The organism is Rhizobacter fulvus, assembly GCF_964020785.1.
Window position 1 is genome coordinate 5,698,286 of record NZ_OZ224516.1, and the last position, 21,397, is coordinate 5,719,682.

Below are 21,397 nucleotides of genomic sequence, written 5' to 3' on the forward strand. Positions count from 1 at the left end.
TCAGTAGGTGTGGATCGACTCGACGGGAAAGCTGCCGTCGCGCACGGCGGCGACGTAGCGGCGCACGGCATCCTCGATGCTGCCGCCACCTTCCATGAAGTTGCGCACGAAGCGCGGCAGCCGGCCTGAGGAGATGCCGAGCATGTCGTGCAGCACCAGCACCTGGCCGCTGCAGCCGGGGCCGGCACCGATGCCGATCACGGGGATCGGCAGGGCCTGCGTGAGCTCGGTGGCGAGCGCACTCGGAATCAGCTCGATCACCAGCATCGAGGCACCGGCGTCGGCCAGCGCATGGGCATGGCGGCGCAAGGTGTCGGCGGCTTGTGCGTCCCGCCCCTGCACGCGGTAGCCACCGAGCGCATGCACCGACTGCGGTGTCAGCCCGAGGTGCGCGCACACCGGAATGCCGCGCTCGACCAGAAAACGCACTGTGTCCACCGTCCAGCCGCCGCCTTCGAGCTTCACCATGTGCGCGCCGCTTTGCATCAGGCGGGCCGCGCTGCGCATCGCCTGATCGGTGCTTTCGTGGTAACTGCCGAACGGCAGGTCGCCGACGATCCACGCTTGCGTGTTGCCACGCGCCACGCACTGCGTGTGGTACGCCATCTCGTCGAGCGACGCCGGCACCGTGCTGGCATGGCCTTGAAGCACCATGCCGAGTGAATCGCCGATCAACAGCACGTCGACGCCCACCGCGTCGAGCAGCCGCGCGAAGCTGGCGTCGTAGCAGGTCAGCATCGCGATTTTTTCACCGCCCGCGTGCATCGCACGCAGCCGGTGCAGCGTGACGGACTTGCGCGTCTCGCTCACTTCGCGACCGCCTGCACCTCGACCTGGTGCTTGAGCCCGGTGGCGCGGTTGCCGGCATCGACGAACACCAGGCGCGGCAGATGGGGCTCGGGCTGCGAATCGGACACCATGCCGAACGCCGCGATGATGACAAGGTCGCCCACCGAAGCGCGCCGTGCAGCCGAGCCGTTCAACGAGACGATGCCGCTGCCGCGTTCGGCGCGAATCGCATAGGTGACGAAGCGCTCGCCGTTGTTGATGTTCCAGATGTGGACCTGCTCGTTCTCGCGGATGTCGCAGGCGTCGAGCAGGTCGTCGTCGATCGCACACGAGCCCTCGTAGTGCAGCTCGCAGTGGGTGACCGTGGCGCGATGGATCTTGGATTTCAGAAGCGTTCGGAACATGATCTGACCTCGAAGCTGGTTGTCAGCACGCGGCGATGCCGAGTGTGTCGAACAGGCGCCTGTCGGCGGCCCAGTCGGGGTTGCCGGTGACCAGCAGCTTGTCGCCGTAGAAGATCGAATTGGCCCCGGCCAGGAAACAAAGCGCCTGCACCGCTTCGCCCATCTGCTGGCGCCCCGCCGACAGGCGCACGCGCGCGCGCGGCATCGTGATGCGGGCCGCCGCAACGGTGCGAACGAACTCGAACGGGTCGAGCGGCGCGATCCCGTGCAGCGGTGTGCCCTCGACCTGCACGAGGTGATTGATCGGCACCGACTCCGGGTACGGCTCGAGGTTGGCCAGTTGGGCGATCAGGCCGGCTCGCTCGCGGCGCGACTCGCCCATGCCGACGATGCCGCCGCTGCACACGTGGATGCCGGCGTCGCGCACATGGCCCAGCGTGTTCAGGCGGTCGGCGTAGTCGCGCGTCGTGATGACGCGGCCATAGGCTTCGGGCGCGGTGTCGAGGTTGTGGTTGTAATAGTCCAGGCCGGCCCCCTTGAGCGTGCGCGCCTGGGTGTCGCTGAGCATGCCGAGCGTGCAGCATGCCTCCAGCCCGTGGTCCTTGACGACGCGCACGAGCTCGGCCACTTTCTCGACATCGCGGTCCTTGGGCGCGCGCCACGCGGCACCCATGCAGAAGCGGGTGGCGCCCTGGTCGCGCGCGGCCTTCACCGCGGCAGCCACCTCATCGACCTCCATCAACTTGCTGGCTTCCACGCCGGTGTCGTAATGCACCGACTGCGGGCAGTACGAGCAGTCTTCCGGGCAACCGCCGGTCTTGATCGACAGCAAGGTGGACAGCTGCACCTCGTTGGCGTCGAAGTGCTCACGGTGCACCTGCTGGGCGCGGAACAGCAGGTCGCTGAAAGGCAGGTCGAACAGCGCCTGCACCGCGTCGACCGACCAACGCTCGGCCGTGGCCGCCCCGGCAGGTCGCGCAGCGGGACGGATCACGGTGATGGGTTGGGCGGAAAGTGTCGGGTTGTTCATGGGCATCGGTTTCAAGTGGGTTTCAATGGTGGGTCGGCGCGCTGCGCGCGGTCGCATTCTGGTTGTGTATCAGGTTGCGGCCACGGCCTGGAGCGCCTTGACGAGCTGCGCCACATCGGCTTGGGTGTGCGCGGCCGACAACGAGATGCGCAGTCGCGCCAAGCCCGGCGGCACCGTCGGTGGGCGAATCGCCGGAACCCACAGGCCTTGCGCGCGCAGTGCGGCGGCGGCCTCGAGCACGGCCTGGTTGGCTCCGACGATGATCGGCTGGATCGCCGTGCTCGACGGCGACAGCTGCCAACGAAGCCCCGCCAAGCCGACACGCAGTTGCTCGATGAGCCGGCCCAGGTGCTCGCGCCGCCAGCTCTGCGCTTCGATCACGCGCAGGTTGGCGCGCACCGCCTCGACGATCATGGCTGGCGCGGCGGTGGCGAAGATGTAGGTGCGGCTGCGCTGCAACAGCCACTCGACGGCGGTGGCCGGGCCGGCCACGAAGGCCCCGGCGACGCCCGCGGCTTTGCCAAGGGTGGCCATGTAGATGAGCCGCTGCGAGCGCACCCCGAAATGGGCCGCGGTGCCGCGCCCTTGCGGACCCAGTACACCGAAGCCATGGGCATCGTCGATCAGCAACAATGCGTCGTGGCGCTCACACAATTCCAGTAGCTGCGGCACCGGCGCGATGTCGCCGTCCATGCTGAACACCGCATCGGTGAGCACGAGCTTGCGCCGCGCGGTGGATGCCCCAAGCAGCCGATCGAGCGACACCACATCGTTGTGCGAATAGACATGGATGGCGGCGCGCGAGAGCCGCGCACCGTCGATCAGGCAGGCGTGGTTCAGCGCATCCGAAAACACCGCGTCGCCGCGTCCCACGAGCGCCGGCACAACGCCGACGTTGGCCAAGTAGCCGGCGCCGAAGTACAGCGCCCGCGGCAGGCCGACGAAATCGGCCAGTTCGCGCTCGAGCGCCTCATGCGCCGCGCTGTGCCCGTTCACCAGCGCCGACGCACCCGCGCCCACGCCATACTGCGCGGCGGCCCGCTGTGCCGCTTCGACCGCCGCGGGATGTTGGGACAGCCCCAGGTAGTCGTTGCTGCTGAAGGACAACAACCACTGGTCGTCGACTTGCAAGCGGGGGCCGTCCATGGCCTGCACCACGCGCCGACTGCGGCGCGTGCCGGTGTGGTCCAGCGCCGCCAGGCCGGCCTCGAAATCGTTCTGGGCCACTGTGGCCAATGGCAGCGTCATGCCGGCACCTGCCGATTCACCAGCCCGTCCGGCAGACCCAACTCCAAGCGATCCGCCTGGGGTCGCTGCAACCACGGGATGTCGCCGAGCAAGGGCGCCTGCAGCCGCGAGCGCAGCGTGGCGACGTTCTCTTCCTGCGCCGCCATCGTGGGGTCGATGCGGTTGACGACCCAGCCGGCCAGCACGAGACCGCGCGCGCGGATGGCCTCCTGCGTCAGCAGCGCATGGCTCAGGCAGCCCAGGCGCAACGCCACTACCAGCACGACCGGCAGCCCCAACGCCTGCGCCAGATCGGCACCGGTGTGCGTGTCGGTCAAGGGCACGCAAAAGCCACCCGCCCCTTCCACCACCACCGCATCACCCAGCGCGGCCAAGCTTCGGTAACGTTCGACAATCAGCGCGATGTCGATCCGCTGACCGGCACGCCGCGCAGCGAGATGGGGTGAGATGGCTTCGGGCAGCAGGTACGGGTTGTCCAGCTCGCCCGGCACACGCAGGCTGCTGGCGGCACGCAATGCGCGCACATCGTCGTTGTCCCACCCGAGCGCGGTGCGCTGCGCGCCGGCCGCAACCGGTTTCATGCCCACGACCTTGGCGTGCTGCCCGTGCAGGCGGTGCAGCAATGCGCAGCTCACCAGCGTCTTGCCGACTCCGGTATCGGTACCGGCGACGAAGACCCCGAGACCCGTGCTCATGTTGCGCGAGCCACTTGCTCAGACGCAGGCGTCGAGCGCGCCCAAGGTGCCTTCGACGAGGCATTGGCTGGCCTCGTCGTCGATCACGTAGGGCGGCATGAAGTAGAGCGTGTTGCCGATGGGCCGCAGCAGCACGCCCCGCTTCAGCGCCGCCGCGTGGAAGCGGCGCGCGAATGTGGGATCGTCGGTGGCGGCGTCGAAGGCCCAGATCATGCCGATGTGACGCGAGCGCAGAACCTTGCGGTGGCATGCCAGCGGCTGCGCCAGCGCGTTCAGGCGCTGCGCGGTGCCCCGGTTGCGCGCCAGCACGTCGTCACGCTCGAACAGATCGAGCGTGGCCAGCGCCGCCCGGCAGGCCAGTGGGTTGCCGGTGTAGGAATGCGAGTGCAGGAAACCGCGCGCGGTTTCGTCGTCGTAGAAGGCGTCGAACACCTCGTCGGTGGTCAGCACCGCCGACAGCGGCAAGAAACCGCCAGTCAAGCCCTTGGACAAACAAATGAAATCGGGCCGGATGCCCGCCTGCTGGTGCGCAAACATGCTGCCCGTGCGGCCGAAGCCGACCGCGATCTCGTCGGCCACCAAATGCACTTCATAACGCTCGCACAACGCGCGCGCCAAGCGCAGGTACTCGGGGTCATGCATGCCCATGCCGGCCGCGCATTGCACCAGCGGCTCCAGCACCAGCGCCGCCGTCTGCCGGTGCTGCGCCTTCAAATACTGCTCTAGCGCCAGCGCGCAGTGGCGCGCATGCTCGAGCGCGCCCACCCCGGGCTCGGCGCGGCGGGCATCGGGGCTCGGCACCGTGTCGCTCAGGCGCACCAGCGGGGCGTAGGCGGATCGGAACAACGCCATGTCGGTGACCGAGAGCGCGCCCACGGTTTCGCCGTGGTAGGCCTGTTCCAGGCCCACAAAGCGAGACTTCTCCGGCCGACCCCGGTTGCGCCAGTAGTGCGCGCTCATCTTCAGCGCGATCTCCACCGCCGAGGCTCCGTCCGACGCATAGAACGCATGGCCCAGACCGGTGAGCGCCGCCAGGCGTTCCGACAGTTCCACCACCGGCGCGTGGGTGCAGCCGGCCAGCATCACATGCTCGAGCCGATCGAGCTGGTCGGCCAGCGCGGCCTTGATGTCGGGGTGCTGGTGGCCGAACAGGTTGACCCACCAGGAACTGGTGGCGTCCAGGTAGCGCCGGCCCTCCGGATCGAAAAGCCACACCCCCTCGGCCCGGGCAACCGGCAGCAGCGGCTGCGACACGTGCTGCTTCATCTGGCTGCACGGATGCCAGACGGCGCGGCGGCTGCGCTCTTGAAGGGTCGGGCTATCGAGCACGGGGCGGACTGGGGCGGGCCACGGTCGAGCGGCTGCCCGGCTCAGGCGGCCGGCCGGATGTGCAGGGTCGCCTCGTCTTCGACGCGCTGCCAGATCTCCACCGCGATCGGGTTGTTGCTCTCCTCGAGGATGTGGCCGACCAGACCGATGGCACGCGCGAACACGCCGATGCCGCGCACGATCTTCCACGGCAGCCCGAGCTCGCAGCAGATCGCGCCGATCGCGCCGGTGGCATTGACCGGCAGCATCTTGCCCGACGCCCGTTCGGCCTCAGCACAGATCAGCTGTTCGAGCCGGATGTAGTCGCCAAAGAAGCCGTTGTCCTGGGCGATCTGGAACAGCCGCGGCGCCCGCGGGTCGACCGGCTTGTGCAGCGGATGGCCCAGGCCCGGCACGATCTGGCCGCGCGCCCGGAATCCGGCGACGGTGTCGCGCGCGATGCGCTCCAGGTCGGCGCCCTTCGTGCCTTGCGGCAACGCCTCGTAAAGCATCTTGGCCGTGCCCTCGGTCGAGCCGACGAACACCGTGCCCAGCCCGCACAGGCCGGCCGCCACGGCCGCCTGCAGCGACTCGGGCGCGCCAGCGTAGGCCAGGCGGGCGGCCAGCGCACTCGGCGTGATGCCGTGCTCCACCAGCGTCACCGAGATCGCGTTGAACATGTTCGACTCCTGCGGCGTCGGCATGCGGCCGAGGATCTGCAGGAAGGCCATGTCGCCGAGATTGATCTTGCCGAGCAGTTCATCGGGCAGGCTCTTGCCGCGGACCTCGATGCGGTCGGGGGTGCTCCAGGCGATGTCGGAGCGGATCGGTTTGGTCTTGCGGGGCATGGAGTGTCCTTTGAGTGAATGATGGGTCAGGTCGCGGCGCCGGCACGGCGAAGAATGACGAGCGCGAGTTCGTTCAGGGGGCGGTCGATCATCTGGCCGTCGACCGACACCGCGGCGCCGCCGGCGGCCGCGAAGGCGTCGCGGACCCGGCGGGCCCACGCCACCTGCGCCGCCGTGGGCGAGAAGGCGGCCTGCACCGGTGCGACCTGCTTGGGATGGATGCACAGCTTGGCGCCGAACCCCATGCGCCTGGCGCGCTCGGTATCCGCGCGCAGGCGGTCGGCGTCGTCGATGGCGGTGCTGACCCCGTCGGCCGGCGACGCCAGGCCGGCCAGCCGCGATGCCAGCACGAGCTCCATGCGGAAAGGAAGCAACTCCTCTTCATGGCCGTCGGGGCTGCAGTCGATGCCGAGATCGAGCGCCAGATCGACGCTGCCGAATGCCAGACGCACCACCCCGGGCACGCGGGCGATCGCGCGCACCTCGGCGAGGCCGCGTGCCGACTCGATGATCGGCAGCACATCCTTGAAGGTGGTTTCCACGACCTGGCAGACGGCGTCGAAGCCGTCGGCCTTGGGCAGCATCACGGCCGCGACACCCGGGTGACGGCACAGTTCGAGATCGTCGGCGAACCACGGCGTGCCGTGCGCGTTGATGCGCACCACCAGCGGCGCCGCTTCGTCGAGCGCGGCGGCGAGCGCGTCGCGCGCCCGAACCTTGGCCTCGGGGGCGACCGCGTCCTCGAGGTCGACGATGACCGCGTCGGCGCCCGAGGCACGCGCCTTGGCGTAACGCTCGGGCCGATCGGCGGGAACGAACAGGTAGGCGCGCGGCAGCGGCGCGATCAGGCCGGCGTCGCTCATTCGGCCATCCATCGTTCGATCCGGGGACACTCGGCGACCGACCAGATGCGTGCGATCAGCGCGTCCATCTCGGCCGGCGTCGCGCCCTTGCCGTAGGTTGCCAGGCGGCGCGCCTTGTCTTCCAGTTCGGGTCGCGTGAGCGTGTTGCCGGGGTCGCCCTTGGGTTCGTCGACGCGGGCGCCCAGCTCGCGGCCGTCGCGGGTGGTGACGCTGACGCGGCCGATCCAGCGCCGCGGGTAGGCCTGGTCGATCTCGGCGTCGAGTTGCATCGTGACGCGGTCGCGCAGCGCCGCCACGCGAGGGGCGAGGAATTGCTGGTCGAACTCGTCCAGGCCGGCGAAGCCGAACTCGGCCACGAGCGCGAGCACCGTGCCCATCGAGAACTTGGCCTGGTGCACCGTACCGGGCACGACCACACGGCCGAGCACGTCGATCGCGCCCTGGTGCACATGCGCGGTCACCTTCGCCAGATCGTCGGCCTTCAGGCCGTGCGTGCGCATCAGCTGCAGCAGTGCGTCGGCGCTGGGGTGGGTGTGGCGGCACGAGGCGTGGTATTTGAACGAGGTTTCGGCGGTGGCCCAGCGAGTGCCCAGGCCATCGGTCAGGCGCGCCGGGTCGGCGTCGCTGGACATGCCCGCAGCCATGCCCTGCGCACCTTCGAGAATCTGGCGCGCGCCGGTGAACCCTTCACGCGCCAGGTAGGCCGACGCCAGCCCGCTCGATGCCGCATGGGCACAGTGGAGTTGCTTGGAATCGGCCGCATCGCGCAGGAATTCCCACAACCCGGCGGCCTGCGTGCCCGCACTGCCGAAAGCATGCAGCATGGTGGTCGCGTCCAGACCGAGCAGCCGACCGGTCGCGGCGGCGGCAGCCACCGTACCGGCCGTGGCGGTGGTGTGGAAGACGCGGTAATGCGAACGCCCGAGAAACTCGCCGACCCGGATGCCGACCTCGTAGCCCGCCACCGCCGCGGTGAGCAATTCGCGCCCGCTTGCGCCGAGCGCCTGGGCCACCGCGAGGGCGGGCGGGAACACCACCGCCGCCGGGTGGAACACCGAGCCGTTGTGCACGTCGTCCTGCTCGGCGAAGTGCGAGGCCGCGGCGTTGACCATGGCGGCGAAGTGCGGCGACGTGGTGCGGCGCGTGATCAGCACTTCCGCGCTGCCGGCGCCGGGCCCCATCGCGCGGGCATAGGCCTCGATCGCCTGCACCGGCCGCGCCCCCTTGCCCGCCAGCGCCGACGCGGTCCAGTCGAGCAGCAAATCCTCGGTGCGGCGCAGCACCGGCGCCGGGATGTCGTCGTAGCGCAGGCCGGCCGCGAAGGCCGCCAGCGCCGCCGTGGGTGAACTCGAAGTGGTCATGGCCATGCGGGGTGGGTCAGATCGCCCGGTCGGCGCGCAAGCGCGCAATGTCGTCCGCCGCGTAGCCGAGCTCCGCGAGGATGCTGTCGGTGTGCTCGCCGAGCGCCGGCACCGGCCCCATCGGCGGCGGCTCGTCGCCCGACAGGTGGTGCGGCGGGAACAAGGCCGGCACCGGCCCGCCCGGCGTGCCGATCTCCGCCCAGCGCTGGCGCGCCTGCAGTTGCGGATGCTTCCACAGGTCGGCCATCTCGTTGAGCTGGGCGTTGGCGATCTGCGCGTCTTCCAGACGCTCGATCAACTGCGCCGCCGTCAGCTTGGAGAGCACGGCGTCGATGATGCCGAACAGCTTGTCCTGCTGCGCCAGGCGGTTGGCGTTGCCCAGGTACTGCTTGGCCAGCGCCGGCTGCAGCAAGACCTTGTCGCAGAAGGCTGTCCACTCGCGGTCGTGCTGCACGCCCAGCACCACCGACTTGCCGTCGCCGCAGGTGAAGGGGCCGTAGGGGTAGATGGCGGCATGCGAGGCACCGGCACGCACCGGCGGCGGCTGGCCCTCGAAGGTGTAGAACAGCGGGTAGCCCATCCATTCCGACATCGCCTCGAGCATCGAGATCTCGAGCCGCCGGCCGCGGCCGGTGCGCCCACGCTCCAGCAGCGCGGCCAGCACGCTGCTGTAGGCGTACATGCCGGCGGCGATGTCGGCGATCGACAGCCCGGCCTTGGACGGATGCTCGGGCGTGCCGGTCACCGAGACGAAGCCCGATTCGCCCTGGATCAGCAGGTCATAGGCCTTCTTCTCGGTGTACGGGCCGCCGTCGCCGTAACCGGAGATGTCGCACACCACGATGCGCGGGTTGATGGGCTCGAGGCTGCCATGGTCCAGGCCCATGCGTGCGGCCGCACCGGGCGCGAGGTTCTGCACCAGCACGTCGGCACGCTCGACCAGCTTCTGCAGCACCGCCCGCGCGCCGGCGTTTTTCAGGTCCAGCGTCAGACTTTCCTTGCTGCGGTTGCACCAGACGAAGTGCGAGGCCGAGCCGCGCGTGCGCGTATCGTAGGCGCGGGCGAAGTCGCCCTCGCCGGGGCGTTCGACCTTGATGACGCGTGCACCCAGGTCGGCCAGTTGCCGGGTGCAGAACGGCGCCGCGATGGCGTGTTCCAGCGTGACGACCAGCATGCCTTGCAACGGAAGCATCGGAATCCTTCAGAACGAGCGCGGCAGCCCGAGCACATGCTCGGCCACGTACGACAGGATCAGGTTGGTCGAGATCGGCGCCACCTGGTACAGGCGGGTCTCGCGGAACTTGCGCTCGATGTCGTATTCGCAGGCGAAGCCGAACCCGCCGTGGGTCTGGATCGCCGCATTGGCCGCTTCCCACGAGGCCTTGGCCGCCAGGTACTTGGCCATGTTGGCCTCGGCCCCGCAGGCTTCGTGGGCGTCGAACAGGTCACAGGCCTGCCAGCGCATCAGGTCGGCGGCCTCGATCTCGATGTGACTCTCGGCGATCGGGAACTGCACGGCCTGGTTCTGGCCGATCGGGCGCTCGAACACGCGCCGCTCGCGGGCATAGGCGGTGCTGCGCTGCACGAACCAGCGGCCGTCGCCGATGCACTCGGCGGCGATCAGCGTGCGCTCGGCGTTCAGGCCGTCCAGGATGTACTTGAAGCCATTGCCTTCCTCGCCGATCAGGTTCTCCGCCGGGATCTCGAGGTTGTCGAAGAACAGCTCGTTGGTCTCGTGGTTGACCATGTTGCGGATCGGCGTGACGGCAAGGCCCTTGCCGATCGCGTCTTTCAGGTCGACGATGAAGATCGACATGCCGTCGGACTTGCGCTTGACCTCGCCCAAGGGCGTGGTGCGGGCGAGCAGGATCATCAGGTCGGAGTGCTGAACGCGCGAGATCCAGACCTTCTGGCCATTGACGACATAGCGGTCGCCCTTGCGCACCGCGGTGGTCTTCAGCCGAGTCGTGTCGGTGCCGGTGCCGGGCTCGGTCACTGCCATCGACTGCAGGCGCAGATCGCCGGTCGCGATGCCGGGCAGGTAGCGGCGCTTCTGCTCATCGGAGCCATGGCGCAACAGCGTGCCCATGTTGTACATCTGGCCGTGGCAGGCGCCGGCGTTGCCGCCGCAGCGGTTCACCTCCTCCATCACGACCGAGGCCTCGCCCAGGCCGAGGCCGGCGCCGCCGTACTCCTGCGGGATCATCACCGCCAGCCAGCCGGCCTTCGTCAAGGCATCGACGAACTCGACCGGGTAGCCGCGCGCCTCGTCGACACCGCGGAAGTACGCGTCGGGGAAGCGTTTGAACAGATCGCGCAATGCCGCGCGCAGTTCGGGATGACGTTCGCGGGCTTCGGACATGGGATTGGGGTGTGCAAGGAGTATTGGGGGGACGCGTCAAGCGGACGAGCGCTCGAGTCAGACTCGCGACGCCGCCCCGAACGCCATGTGCAAACCTGGATTAGAGCGCAGCGGCCAGCTCGGGCACCAGCACGAAGAGGTCGCCGACCAGCCCGTAGTCCGCGACCTGGAAGATCGGTGCCTCCGGATCCTTGTTGATCGCGACGATCACCTTGCTGTCCTTCATGCCGGCCAGATGCTGGATCGCGCCCGAGATGCCGACCGCGACGTACAGCTGCGGCGCGACGATCTTGCCGGTCTGGCCGACCTGGTAGTCGTTCGGCGCGTAACCGGCATCGACCGCCGCGCGCGACGCCCCCAGCGCCGCACCGAGCTTGTCGGCGAGGGGCTCCAGCACGGCATGGAACTTGTCCGCCGCGCCCAGGCCGCGCCCGCCGGAGACGATGACCGACGCCGCGGTGAGCTCGGGGCGCTCGAGCTTGACCACCTCGCGACCGACCAGTCGGGTCAGGCCCAGATCGGCCGATGCGGCGACGGCTTCCACCGGTGCCGCGGCACTGCCGGCGGCGACCGGGTCGAAGGCCGTGGTGCGGATGCTGAGCACCTTGATCGTGTCCTTCGACTGCACCCGCGCGATCGCGTTGCCCGCGTAGAACGGCCGCTGGAACGTGTCGGCCGACTCGATCGCGATCACGTCGGAGATCTGCGAACTGTCGAGCAGCGCGGCAATGCGCGGCAGCACGTTCTTGCCGAACGGCGTGGCTGGTGCCAGCACGTGGCTGCAAGCCGCATCGGCACGGACCCGATCGACCACCAGCGCGGCCAGGTTCTCGGCCAGTTGGTCGCCGTAGTGGGCCGCGTCGGCGAGCAGCACCTTGGCCACGCCCGAAAGCGCCGCCGCCGCCTGGGCGGCCGCCGCGCAGCCGGCGCCGGCGACCAGCACATGGACGTCGCTGCCGAGCTTCGAGGCCGCCGCGATCGTGTTCAGGGTCGCGCCCTTGAGCGCGGTGTTGTCGTGTTCCGCAAGGATCAGGATCGTCATCAGAGCACCTTCGCTTCTTCTTTGAGGCGTTTCACGAGTTCGGCGGTATCGGCCACCTTGATGCCGGCCTTGCGCGACGGCGGCTCGCTGACCCGCAGGGCCGTGGTTCGCGGCGCGACGTCGATGCCGAGTTCGGCCGCCTTCAGGACCTCGAGCGGCTTCTTCTTCGCCTTCATGATGTTGGGCAGCGTGATGAAGCGCGGCTCGTTCAGGCGCAGGTCGGTCGTGATGACCACCGGCAGCTTCATCTCCAGCGTTTCGAGGCCACCGTCGATCTCGCGCGTGATCGTGGCGGTCTCGCCGTTGACCTGCACCTTGGAGGCGAAGCTGGCTTGGGCCCAGCCCATCAGCGCGCCGAACATCTGGCCGGTCTGGCCGGCGTCGTCGTCGATCGCCTGCTTGCCGAAGATGGCGAGCTGCACACCTTCCTTGCTGGCGACGTGCTGCATCAGCTTGGCGACGGCCAGCGGCTCGAGCACGGCGTCGGTCTCGATCAGCACGCCACGATCGGCGCCGATGGCCATCGCGCTGCGCAGCGTCTCCTGGCAGCCGGAGGCGCCGCACGAGACCGCGATGATCTCGGTGACGACACCGGCCTCCTTCAGCCGCACCGCCTCTTCGCAGGCGATTTCGTCGAACGGGTTCATCGACAGCTTCTGGTTCGCCAGATCGACGCCCGACCCATCGGATTTGACACGGGCCTTGACGTTGTAGTCGAGCACCCTCTTGACAGCCACGAGTATCTTCACTTGATCTCCATCGGTACATGAAAGGAAGAGCTCGCTGCGCGGCCCGCCACGCGCGGCAGCAGCAGCAAGAACAAGGATCGCGCCAACGCATCGATATCCAGGCGGCCGCCGGGCCGGTACCACTGCGTGGCCCAGTTCAGCGCACCGAGCACAGTCTGGCGCACCAGCACCGTGTCGGCGTCCACCAAGCCCAGCGCGGCGGCTTCACCGAGCGGCAGCATCCAGAGATCGTCGTAGTCGTCGCGGGCGCTCAGCACCCGCGCCCGTGCAGGCGGCGACAGGCTGCGCCATTCGTAGAGCACGACCGACATCGCATCCAGCTTCGGTCCGAGCAAGGCAGTGAGGTGGTGGCGCAGCATCGCCAGCAGCCGCTCCGGCAGACGCGACTCGCCTTCCAGTCCTTCACGGACCGACTTCATGATGTCACGCACGCCTTCCTCCATGATCGCCACCAGCAGTTCTTCCTTGCTTTCGAAGTAATAGAAAAGCGAGCCCGAGGTGATGCCCGCCGCCTCAGCGATGTGGCGCACCGAGGTGCGCTCGAACCCGCGCTCCCGGATCAGGCTGGCCGCCGTCCGCAGGATCAACTCTCGACGCCCGTTGTCGCGCAGCCCTGTCATTGCCTATACTCTACCATCTATCTAACAATCGTTAGGAAGGTCACTCGACTCGCCGTTCGGGTCGGGTGATGGTCTGACCCGCGTAGAGGACACTTTCGGATGGCTGCCAGTTCCTGTAAACGGGCGCGCTGTTTTTCATTTGCATCGGCGTGCGGTGAGCTGATGGCGTTCTTGCACCGGCCGATCAGCGCCTGGCTCATCGGTGGCTGCGCCGTCCTGATTCTGGCCCAGCTGCCAGGCCACGCGCGCAGGCTGCGCGCCGAGCCCTGCTCCGGTGCCGACTCGCCGCCACAGGCGTAACGGGCGCGCCATGCTTGTCACCGCCGAGCACGAACAGCTGCGCCGCACGGTGCTGCGCTTTGTCGAAACCGAGATCAACCCGCACGTCGACGAGTGGGAGGCCGCGGGCATCTACCCGGCGCACGAGGTTTTCAAGAAGCTCGGAGCGCTCGGCCTGCTGGGCATTCACAAACCCACCGAGTACGGCGGCCAGGGCCTGGACTACAGCTACGAGCTGGTGATGGCCGAAGCCCTCGGCCATGCCCACAGCATGGGCGTGCCACTGTCGATCGGCGTGCAGACCGACATGGCCACGCCAGCGCTGGCGCGTTTCGGATCCGACGCGCTGCGGCGCGAGTTCCTGGTGCCGTCGATCGCCGGTGACTGGGTGGCGGCGATCGGCGTCTCCGAGCCGCACGCCGGCAGCGACGTGGCGGCCATCACGACGACGGCGCGGCGCGACGGCGGTGACTACATCGTCAACGGTTCGAAGATGTGGATCACCAATGCCACCCAGGCCGACTGGGTCTGTCTGCTGGTGAACCTGGGCGACGGCCCGGCGCACCGCAACAAGAGCCTGCTGTGCGTGCCGCTGGGCACGCCCGGCGTGACACGCGGCAAGCGCCTCGACAAGCTGGGCATGCGCAGCTCCGACACGGCGCCGCTGTATTTCGACGAGGTGCGCATCCCGCAGCGCTTTCGCATCGGCGACGAGGGCCGCGGCTTCGAGTACCAGATGCAGCAGTTCCAGGAAGAGCGCCTGTGGGCCGGCGCGGCCTCGCTGATGCTGATGGAGCGCACGATCCGCGAATGCGCCGCCTATACCGGCCAGCGCCCCGCCTTCGGCGCGCCGCTGCTCGACAACCAGTACCTGCACTTCAGGCTCGCCGAACTGCAGACCGAGATCGAGGCCCTGCGCGCGCTGGTCTACCGCGCGGCCGAGCTCTACATCGGCGGCCAGGACGTGACCACGCTGGCCTCGATGGCCAAGCTCAAGGTCGGGCGCCTGCAACGCGAGGTCGCCGACAGCTGCCTGCAGTTCTATGGCGGCATGGGCTTCGTCAACGAAACGCCGGTGTCACGCTTCTACCGCGACGGCCGGCTGTGCTCGATCGGCGGCGGTGCCGACGAGATCATGCTGAAGATCATCAGCAAGAACCTCGGGCTGTACCCGCGCCGCTGAAAGCGGCCGCCGCAGCCAGCGAGGCCACAGGAGAACCGGCATGGCCGCAACCAGCTTCCGCACCCCGCAGTGCGACCTGCTGGGCATCGAGCTGCCCATCATGCTCGCCGCGATGGCGCCCGACATTTCCGACCCCAAGCTGGTCGCCGCGGTCTCGGAAGCCGGCGGCATCGGCGTGCTGGCCTGCGCCGACAAGGACCCGGAGCAGATCATCGCGATGGCCGCCGAGACCCGCAAGCTGACCGGCAAGCCCTTCGGCATGGACATCGGCCTGCCGGCGCGCGTGGAAACCTACGGCCACGACTTCCGCGCCGCCGCTGCCAAGGCCCACTTCCCGCCGCAGCACCTGGCCTTGCGCGAGCGCTTCCTGCAGGAGCGCGGCATCCCCTTCGACGACGACGACGCGCGCGCCACGCCGGGCATGAGCTCGGTCGCCTCGTTCAAGCTCGGCGAGACCTTCAGCCGCGAACAGGTCAAGGCGATCCTGCTGGCGCGGCCGGCGCTGTTCGTCTCGGCGCTGGGCAACCCCGCGTTCATGGTCGCCGAAGCGCATGCGCTCGGCATCAAGGTGATGAGCCTGGTGGGCAAGGTGAAGGACGCGGTCAGCGTCGCGCGCGGCGGCATCGTCGACGGCCGCGGCCTGGCCGCGGCGCTGGCGCTGGGCGCGGTCGGCGTCTGGGTCGGCTCGCGCTTCATCGCCAGCCGCGAATGCAGCGCGCCCGACTGGTACAAGCAGCGCATCGTCGACGCCGGCGACGGCGCCACGGTGCGCAGCAAGTGGTACACCGGCAAGACCTGCCGCCACCTGCGCAGCGAATGGGACACCGCCTGGGACGCCTCGGGCCTGGCGGCGCTGCCGATGCCCGAGCAGGCGCTGCTGACCACGCCGATGCCGCTGGGCGCGGCGCGCGTCGGGCGCCACCTCGAGTCGGGCATCTTCTGCGGCCAGGGCGTGGCGCGCATAGCCAGCGTGCTGCCGGCGCACGAGATCGTGACGCGCATGATCGACCAGGCGCGCGACATCCTGCAACGCGAGCTGCCCGCGCGCGTCAGCTTCAACTGAACTCCGACCGACGAAAGACCAAGACCATGGAAGTCATCGACACCCCGCAGCGCACCCCCAAGCTCGGCACGCTCGCGCAGGCCGCCGCGCTCATCACCGACGGCAGCACCCTGGCCTTCGGCGGCATCCACTCGCACAACGGGCCGATGGCGCTGATCCGCGAGATCGTCCGCCGCGGCACCAAGGGCTTGAAGCTGATCGCCAACGTCAGCGCCGGCATGCCGGCCGACCTGCTGGTGGGCGCCGGCTGCGTCGACACGCTGACGGTTTGCTACGTCGGCATGGAGCATCTGGGCATGGCGCCGCGCTACCGCAAGGCGGTCGAGGAAAAGCGCATCAAGGTCATCGACGGCGACGAGATCTACTACGTGCTGGGCCTGAAGGCCGGCGCACTGGGCCTGCCCTTCGTGCCCTACCCGCCCGGCCACGAGGCGCGCGACAACCCGAAGCGCGAACCTACCTACCGGCGCACCACCGACCCCTACACCGGACGCGAGATCATCGTCTCGCCGGCGATCGCGCCCGACGTGGCGATCATCCATGCCGCCAAGTGCGACCCTTTCGGCAACGTCGTGCACCTCGGCTCGGTGGTCGGCGACGCGCTGATCGCCAAGGCCTCGCGCCGCACCATCGTCACGACCGAAGAGATCGTCACGCTGGAAAGCATCCAGGCCGACCCCAAGCGCACCAGCATCCCGGGCCACTACATCGACATGGTGGTCAAGGTGCCGTACGGCTCGCACCCGCTGTCGTGCCATGGCGTCTACAACCACGACGAGCCGGCGCTGATCGCCTACCGCGACGGAGACATCGACGCCTACCTGCGCGACCATGTGTTCGGCCCCGCCGACCACTTCGCGTACCTCGAGAAGTTCGGCATCGAGCGCCTGCTGAACCTGCGTGAATCGATCTGAGGAGCCGCCATGTCGAACATCAAGACAGCACAGGACTATTCGGTCGGCGAACTGATGGCCGTGGCCATCGCGCGCCAGATGAAGGAGCACGACGGCGACTGGGCCGCGGTCGGCGCCTATTCGCAGCTGCCCGCGGCCGGCATCAAACTCGCGCGCATCCTCTACGCCCCCAACCTGTGGTGGCTGGCCGGCGGCGGCGGCGCCATCAATTCCAGCTCGAAGCTGCAGACCTCGACCTCGGACCACCGCATGATCCGCGGCGCCGAGTACGTGATGGACATGGAAGACATCGTCGACATCGAGATGTGGCGCCACAACCGCGGCAACGAGCAGATCGTCGCCGTCATCGGCGGCATCCAGATCGACAAGCGCGGCAGCAGCAACATGGTCTGCGTCGGCGACTACGCCGCGCCCAAGGTGCGCGGCGTGGGCACGGTGGGGCTGTGCTTCGGCGTGTCGTTCGGGGTGCTGTACTTCTTCACGATGCACCACAACCGCAAGATCTTCGTCGACGAGGTCGATTTCATCAGCTCGCCCGGCCACACCGCCGACCGGGCGAAGCACGTGCAGACGCTGTGCATGCCGCCCAAGCGCGTGTTCTCGCCGCTGGGCGTGTTCGACTTCGCGCCCGACAGCGGCTTCATGCGCATCCTCTCGCTGCACCCCGGCGTCACCGTGGCCGACGTGCAGGCGGCGACCGGTTTCGAGGTCAGGGTGCCGGCCACGGTGGTCGAAACCGAGCCGCCCACGCCACAGGAACTGGCGGTGCTGCGCACGATCGTCGATCCCGACGGGTTGCTGAAGGAACTGCGCATCACGCGCTGAGCGGTGTCCAACCGGCGCGGCCTGACCGCCGGCCGGTTTTCCTGTACCATCTCGCTTTCTAACGGTCGTTAGGTTTGTTCGAGAGCGCCGTCGCTTGATTCGCTCCTGCGGCCAGCAGCCTTCGTTTCGAGCGATGGCGGCGCTTCCAGCGTCGTCGCCGGCCGAGCCTCTGATCCGGATCGAACCCACCCGAGACGCATGCCAGTTCTGCAGACCCTGATCGACCCCGGCTCGGAGCGAGTCATGCAGCATCGCGAACAGATGCTCGCGATGATCGCCAAGTTTCGCGGCCTCGAAACCCGTGTCCGCGACACCTCGAACGGCATGGAGGCGAAGTTCCGCGCCCGCAAGCAGCTGCTGCCGCGCGAGCGCGTGGCGCGCCTGCTCGACCGCGGCTCGCCCTGGCTCGAGCTGTCCACGCTGGCCGGCTACCGCATGCACGACGACGACGGCGAGAAGAACGTGCTCGGCGGCGGCATCGTCACCGGCATCGGCATCGTTTCGGGCGTGCGCTGCATGGTGTTCGCCTCCGACAGCGCGATCAAGGGCGGCACGATCACGCCGATGGGCATGCGCAAGAGCCTGCGCGCCGAGGCGATCGCACTCGAGAACAAGCTGCCGGTGGTGCGGCTGGTCGAATCGGGCGGCGCCAACCTGATGCACGTCGGCGAAGTGTTCATCGAAGGCGGTCGCGGCTTCGCCAACCAGGCGCGGCTGTCGGCGGCCGGGATCCCGCAGGTGACGGTGATGCACGGCCATTCCACCGCCGGCGGCGCGTACCTGCCAGGCATGTCGGACTACGTGGTCATGGTGCGCGGGCGGGCCAAGGCCTTTCTGGCCGGCCCGCCGCTGCTGAAGGCGGCCACCGGCGAGATCGCCACCGACGAAGAACTGGGCGGGGCCGAGATGCACACCCGCATCTCCGGCGTCGCCGAATACCTGGCCGAGAACGATGCCGACGGCATCCGCATCGCCCGCGACGTGCTGGCGCGCATGCCCTGGAACGACCAGCTGCCGGCGCAGGCATGCCGCGCCTGGAAGCCGCCGCGATACCCTGCCGAAGAAATCGCCGGGCTGGTGCCGCCCGACTACCGCCAGCCCTATGACGTGCGCGAACTGCTGGCGCGACTGATCGACGATTCCGACTTCCTCGACTTCAAGCCCGAATTCGGTGCCGCCACCGTGTGCGGGCATGGCGCGATCGAGGGCCAGCCCTGCGGCTTCATCGGCAACAACGGACCGATCGACCCGCAGGGTGCGAACAAGGCCACCCAGTTCATGCAGCTGTGCAACCAGTCGGGAACGCCGCTGGTGTATTTGCAGAACACCACCGGCTTCATGGTCGGCAAGGAGGTCGAGCAGGTCGGCATGATCAAGCACGGCGCCAAGATGATCCAGGCCGTCACCAACAGCACGGTGCCGCGCATCACGCTGATGATCGGGGCCTCGTTCGGCGCCGGCAACTACGGAATGTGCGGCCGCGCCTACGACCCGCAGTTCGTCTTCGCCTGGCCCAACGCCCGCGTCGCGGTGATGGGCGGCGAGCAGGCGTCGACCGTGATGCGCATCGTCACCGAGGAGAAGATGGCGCGCGCCGGCAAGACACCCGAGCCGGCCATGCTGGAGGCGATGAAGGCCGAGATCCTGCAGCGCTTCGACATGGAGTCGCAATCGCTGTTCGCCACCGCGCGGCTGTGGGACGACGGCATCATCGACCCGCGCGACACACGCCAGGTGCTGGCCATGACGCTGGCGGTGTGTCGCGAGGGGCGTGCGCGCAACCCGCGGCCGAACAGCTTCGGCGTGGCGCGGATGTGAGCTCGGCATGACCCGGACCGCGTTCACCAAGATCCTGATCGCCAACCGCGGCGAGATCGCCTGCCGCGTGATCCGCACCGCGCGCGCCGAGGGTTATCGCACGGTGGCGGTCTACAGCGAGGCCGATGCCGACGCGTTGCATGTGCGGCAGGCCGACGAGGCACTGTGCATCGGCCCGCCGCCGGTGCGCGACAGCTACCTGAGCATCGAGGCGGTGCTGCGCGCGGCCGCCGCCAGCGGCGCCGGCGCGGTGCATCCCGGTTATGGCTTCCTGTCCGAGAACGCCGAGTTCGCGCGTGCCGTGCAGGCCGCCGGGCTGGTCTTCATCGGCCCCGACCCGCATGCCATCGAGCAGATGGGTAACAAGGCCGCGGCCAAGCGCCTGATGCTCGCGGCCGGCGTGCCGTGTGTGCCGGGCTACCAGGGCGCCGACCAGTCCGACAAGACCTTGCTGGCACAGGCGCACGAGATCGGCGTGCCGATCATGGTCAAGGCGGCGGCCGGCGGCGGCGGCCGCGGTATGCGGCTGGTCACCAACATGGCCGATTTGCCGGCGGCGCTGGTCAGCGCGCGTTCCGAGGCCGCCAGCGCGTTCGGCTCCGATGAGCTGATCCTGGAACGCGCGGTGGTCGAGCCGCGCCACGTCGAGGTGCAGGTCTTTGCCGACCGGCTCGGCCATGTGATCCACCTCGGCGAGCGCGACTGCTCGATCCAGCGCCGGCATCAGAAGGTGTTCGAGGAAGCGCCCTCACCCGCCGTCGGCGCGGCGCTGCGCGAACGCATGGGCGCCGCGGCCGTGGCCGCCGCGCGTGCGGTCGACTACGTCGGCGCCGGCACGGTCGAGTTCCTGCTCGACCGCGACGGCAGCTTCTACTTCCTCGAGATGAACACCCGGCTGCAGGTCGAGCACCCGGTCACCGAATGCATCACCGGGCAGGACCTGGTGGCTTGGCAACTGGCGGTGGCACGCGGCGAGGCGCTGCCGCTGACGCAGGACCAGGTGCGGCTGCAGGGCCATGCCATCGAGGTGCGCCTCTACGCCGAAGACCCGTGGGCCGGCTTCCTGCCGCAAAGCGGCGACGTGGCGCTGTGGCAGCCGCCGACCGGCACCGGCATCCGCGTCGACCACGGGCTGGTCAGCGGCCAGACCGTCAGCCCGTTCTACGACCCGATGATCGCGAAGATCATCGCCTTCGGCGCGACCCGCGACGAGGCCCGGCGGCGCCTGCTGGGCGCGCTGCGCAACACCCGCGTGCTGGGTCTGCCGACCAACCTGGGCTTTCTGGAGGCGGCGGCCGCGCACGACGAATTCGCAACGGGTGCGGCCACCACCGGCTTCATCGACCGACACTTCGGCCCCGAGGTGTTGCAGCGCCCGACGGCCGCCAACCGAGCCGTGGCCGTGGCAGCGGCGCTGTGGTTCGACGCCACGGCGTATCGCGGCGCGCAGTCCAACTGGCGCTCCAACGGCACGCCGCGCTGGCCGCTCGAGCTGACCGAGGGCGAGCGCCGACACCCCACCCACGTCACGGCGCTGGGCAACGGGCGATTCCGCGTCGAACTCGACGGTGACACGGCGCACGACATCGCGATCGGCACGGCCGACGGCGCGGCCGTGCCGCTGTCGATCGACGGTCTGCAGTGTCAAGGCACGCGCGCCTTCGCCGGCGCCACGCTGCACCTGGCGCTGGACGGCCATGTGAACGCCTTCGACGACATCACCCATGCACCACCGCGCGGCAGCGAACAGGCGGCCGAGTCGAGCGTCACCGCGCCGATGAACGGGCGCGTGCTGGCGGTGCTGGTGCAGCCCGGCGACGCGGTCACGAAGGGCCAGCGCCTGGCGGTGCTTGAAGCGATGAAGATGGAACACCAGCTGGTCGCGCGTCGCGACGGCGTGGTCGAACGGGTCGGCGTGCGGCCCGGCGACCAGGTCGCGAACCGGGCCGTCATCGTCACCCTGATCGACGAGGTTGCGGCGCCCTAAGCGCGGCAT

The 21,397-nt window shown here is 69.1% G+C and carries 20 protein-coding genes; 6 read left to right on the top strand and 14 right to left on the bottom strand.

The genetic code is table 11. The features are described from left to right. The 14 genes from panB to ACWH49_RS27040 form a co-directional block, all read right to left on the bottom strand. Positions 1 to 810, bottom strand: a complete 810-nt coding sequence (panB, locus tag ACWH49_RS26975) for a 3-methyl-2-oxobutanoate hydroxymethyltransferase (protein ID WP_448174253.1) — start codon at positions 808 to 810, stop codon at positions 1 to 3. Then, positions 807 to 1,193 (bottom strand): aspartate 1-decarboxylase, encoded by a 387-nt coding sequence (gene panD / locus ACWH49_RS26980; protein ID WP_448174254.1) that lies wholly within the window; start codon positions 1,191 to 1,193, stop codon positions 807 to 809. The genes panB and panD overlap by 4 nt, the downstream gene beginning before the upstream one ends. A 22-nt stretch (positions 1,194 to 1,215) precedes the next feature. Then, positions 1,216 to 2,223, bottom strand: coding sequence for a biotin synthase BioB (gene bioB / locus ACWH49_RS26985; RefSeq protein ID WP_448174406.1), 1,008 nt, complete (start codon positions 2,221 to 2,223; stop codon positions 1,216 to 1,218). A 69-nt stretch (positions 2,224 to 2,292) separates the two neighbouring features. After that, positions 2,293 to 3,471 (bottom strand): 8-amino-7-oxononanoate synthase, encoded by a 1,179-nt coding sequence (gene bioF / locus ACWH49_RS26990; protein WP_448174255.1) that lies wholly within the window; start codon positions 3,469 to 3,471, stop codon positions 2,293 to 2,295. Then, positions 3,468 to 4,166, bottom strand: a complete 699-nt coding sequence (gene bioD, locus ACWH49_RS26995; protein WP_448174256.1) for a dethiobiotin synthase — start codon at positions 4,164 to 4,166, stop codon at positions 3,468 to 3,470. The genes bioF and bioD overlap by 4 nt, the downstream gene beginning before the upstream one ends. 18 nt (positions 4,167 to 4,184) lie before the next feature. Continuing rightward, positions 4,185 to 5,432, bottom strand: a complete 1,248-nt coding sequence (gene bioA / locus ACWH49_RS27000; protein WP_448174257.1) for an adenosylmethionine--8-amino-7-oxononanoate transaminase — start codon at positions 5,430 to 5,432, stop codon at positions 4,185 to 4,187. A 104-nt stretch (positions 5,433 to 5,536) separates the two neighbouring features. Beyond that, a complete protein-coding gene (locus ACWH49_RS27005) occupies positions 5,537 to 6,322 on the bottom strand; it encodes a citryl-CoA lyase (protein ID WP_448174258.1) in 786 nt (261 codons plus the stop codon). Between the two features lie 26 nt (positions 6,323 to 6,348). Next, on the bottom strand, positions 6,349 to 7,185 hold the full coding sequence (locus ACWH49_RS27010; RefSeq protein ID WP_448174259.1) for an HpcH/HpaI aldolase/citrate lyase family protein: 837 nt from the start codon (positions 7,183 to 7,185) through the stop codon (positions 6,349 to 6,351). Further along, entirely contained in the window at positions 7,182 to 8,552 is a 1,371-nt protein-coding gene (locus ACWH49_RS27015; protein WP_448174260.1) for an MmgE/PrpD family protein, read from the bottom strand. Before ACWH49_RS27015 ends, ACWH49_RS27010 begins: the two co-directional genes overlap by 4 nt. Before the next feature lie 10 nt (positions 8,553 to 8,562). After that, a complete protein-coding gene (locus tag ACWH49_RS27020; RefSeq protein ID WP_448174261.1) occupies positions 8,563 to 9,738 on the bottom strand; it encodes a CaiB/BaiF CoA transferase family protein in 1,176 nt (391 codons plus the stop codon). A gap of 9 nt (positions 9,739 to 9,747) precedes the next feature. After that, entirely contained in the window at positions 9,748 to 10,908 is a 1,161-nt protein-coding gene (locus ACWH49_RS27025) for an acyl-CoA dehydrogenase family protein (protein ID WP_448174262.1), read from the bottom strand. Between the two features lie 100 nt (positions 10,909 to 11,008). Then, positions 11,009 to 11,950, bottom strand: coding sequence for an electron transfer flavoprotein subunit alpha/FixB family protein (locus ACWH49_RS27030; RefSeq protein ID WP_448174263.1), 942 nt, complete (start codon positions 11,948 to 11,950; stop codon positions 11,009 to 11,011). After that, the gene (locus tag ACWH49_RS27035; RefSeq protein ID WP_448174264.1) at positions 11,950 to 12,699 is read right to left on the bottom strand and encodes an electron transfer flavoprotein subunit beta/FixA family protein; all 750 of its coding nucleotides are present in this window, start codon (positions 12,697 to 12,699) and stop codon (positions 11,950 to 11,952) included. Before ACWH49_RS27035 ends, ACWH49_RS27030 begins: the two co-directional genes overlap by 1 nt. Next, positions 12,696 to 13,319 carry a TetR/AcrR family transcriptional regulator gene (locus tag ACWH49_RS27040; protein ID WP_448174265.1) on the bottom strand — a complete coding sequence of 208 codons (624 nt, stop codon included), beginning with the start codon at positions 13,317 to 13,319 and terminating at the stop codon, positions 12,696 to 12,698. Before ACWH49_RS27040 ends, ACWH49_RS27035 begins: the two co-directional genes overlap by 4 nt. A gap of 310 nt (positions 13,320 to 13,629) precedes the next feature. On the opposite strand from ACWH49_RS27040, the gene ACWH49_RS27045 reads away from it, so the two are divergent. The 6 genes from ACWH49_RS27045 (at position 13,630) to ACWH49_RS27070 (ending at position 21,388) form a co-directional block, all read left to right on the top strand. After that, positions 13,630 to 14,781: an acyl-CoA dehydrogenase family protein gene (locus tag ACWH49_RS27045; RefSeq protein WP_448174266.1), complete on the top strand. Its 1,152-nt coding sequence runs from the start codon at positions 13,630 to 13,632 to the stop codon at positions 14,779 to 14,781. Between the two features lie 40 nt (positions 14,782 to 14,821). Next, on the top strand, positions 14,822 to 15,844 hold the full coding sequence (locus ACWH49_RS27050; RefSeq protein ID WP_448174267.1) for an NAD(P)H-dependent flavin oxidoreductase: 1,023 nt from the start codon (positions 14,822 to 14,824) through the stop codon (positions 15,842 to 15,844). Positions 15,845 to 15,870: 26 nt separating this feature from the next. Then, the gene (locus ACWH49_RS27055; RefSeq protein WP_448174268.1) at positions 15,871 to 16,758 is read left to right on the top strand and encodes a CoA transferase subunit A; all 888 of its coding nucleotides are present in this window, start codon (positions 15,871 to 15,873) and stop codon (positions 16,756 to 16,758) included. A 9-nt stretch (positions 16,759 to 16,767) separates the two neighbouring features. Beyond that, entirely contained in the window at positions 16,768 to 17,583 is an 816-nt protein-coding gene (locus ACWH49_RS27060; RefSeq protein WP_448174269.1) for a CoA-transferase subunit beta, read from the top strand. Positions 17,584 to 17,781: 198 nt separating this feature from the next. Beyond that, entirely contained in the window at positions 17,782 to 19,401 is a 1,620-nt protein-coding gene (locus ACWH49_RS27065) for an acyl-CoA carboxylase subunit beta (protein ID WP_448174270.1), read from the top strand. A 7-nt stretch (positions 19,402 to 19,408) separates the two neighbouring features. Further along, positions 19,409 to 21,388 (top strand): acetyl-CoA carboxylase biotin carboxylase subunit, encoded by a 1,980-nt coding sequence (locus ACWH49_RS27070; RefSeq protein ID WP_448174271.1) that lies wholly within the window; start codon positions 19,409 to 19,411, stop codon positions 21,386 to 21,388. Positions 21,389 to 21,397 lie beyond the last annotated feature (9 nt).

What these genes read in the sequence shown, in the direction of transcription:
- ACWH49_RS27030 (WP_448174263.1), bottom strand. Translation starts at nt 11,950, where the DNA reads ATGACGATCCTGATCCTTGCGGAACACGACAACACCGCGCTCAAGGGC.
- ACWH49_RS27025 (WP_448174262.1), bottom strand. Translation starts at nt 10,908, where the DNA reads ATGTCCGAAGCCCGCGAACGTCATCCCGAACTGCGCGCGGCATTGCGC.
- ACWH49_RS27065 (WP_448174270.1), top strand. Translation starts at nt 17,782, where the DNA reads ATGCCAGTTCTGCAGACCCTGATCGACCCCGGCTCGGAGCGAGTCATG.
- ACWH49_RS27055 (WP_448174268.1), top strand. Translation starts at nt 15,871, where the DNA reads ATGGAAGTCATCGACACCCCGCAGCGCACCCCCAAGCTCGGCACGCTC.
- bioB (WP_448174406.1), bottom strand. Translation starts at nt 2,223, where the DNA reads ATGAACAACCCGACACTTTCCGCCCAACCCATCACCGTGATCCGTCCC.
- ACWH49_RS27010 (WP_448174259.1), bottom strand. Translation starts at nt 7,185, where the DNA reads ATGAGCGACGCCGGCCTGATCGCGCCGCTGCCGCGCGCCTACCTGTTC.
- ACWH49_RS27070 (WP_448174271.1), top strand. Translation starts at nt 19,409, where the DNA reads ATGACCCGGACCGCGTTCACCAAGATCCTGATCGCCAACCGCGGCGAG.
- ACWH49_RS27005 (WP_448174258.1), bottom strand. Translation starts at nt 6,322, where the DNA reads ATGCCCCGCAAGACCAAACCGATCCGCTCCGACATCGCCTGGAGCACC.
- panD (WP_448174254.1), bottom strand. Translation starts at nt 1,193, where the DNA reads ATGTTCCGAACGCTTCTGAAATCCAAGATCCATCGCGCCACGGTCACC.
- bioA (WP_448174257.1), bottom strand. Translation starts at nt 5,432, where the DNA reads ATGAAGCAGCACGTGTCGCAGCCGCTGCTGCCGGTTGCCCGGGCCGAG.
- bioD (WP_448174256.1), bottom strand. Translation starts at nt 4,166, where the DNA reads ATGAGCACGGGTCTCGGGGTCTTCGTCGCCGGTACCGATACCGGAGTC.
- ACWH49_RS27050 (WP_448174267.1), top strand. Translation starts at nt 14,822, where the DNA reads ATGGCCGCAACCAGCTTCCGCACCCCGCAGTGCGACCTGCTGGGCATC.
- ACWH49_RS27045 (WP_448174266.1), top strand. Translation starts at nt 13,630, where the DNA reads ATGCTTGTCACCGCCGAGCACGAACAGCTGCGCCGCACGGTGCTGCGC.
- ACWH49_RS27060 (WP_448174269.1), top strand. Translation starts at nt 16,768, where the DNA reads ATGTCGAACATCAAGACAGCACAGGACTATTCGGTCGGCGAACTGATG.
- ACWH49_RS27015 (WP_448174260.1), bottom strand. Translation starts at nt 8,552, where the DNA reads ATGGCCATGACCACTTCGAGTTCACCCACGGCGGCGCTGGCGGCCTTC.
- ACWH49_RS27020 (WP_448174261.1), bottom strand. Translation starts at nt 9,738, where the DNA reads ATGCTTCCGTTGCAAGGCATGCTGGTCGTCACGCTGGAACACGCCATC.
- bioF (WP_448174255.1), bottom strand. Translation starts at nt 3,471, where the DNA reads ATGACGCTGCCATTGGCCACAGTGGCCCAGAACGATTTCGAGGCCGGC.
- ACWH49_RS27040 (WP_448174265.1), bottom strand. Translation starts at nt 13,319, where the DNA reads ATGACAGGGCTGCGCGACAACGGGCGTCGAGAGTTGATCCTGCGGACG.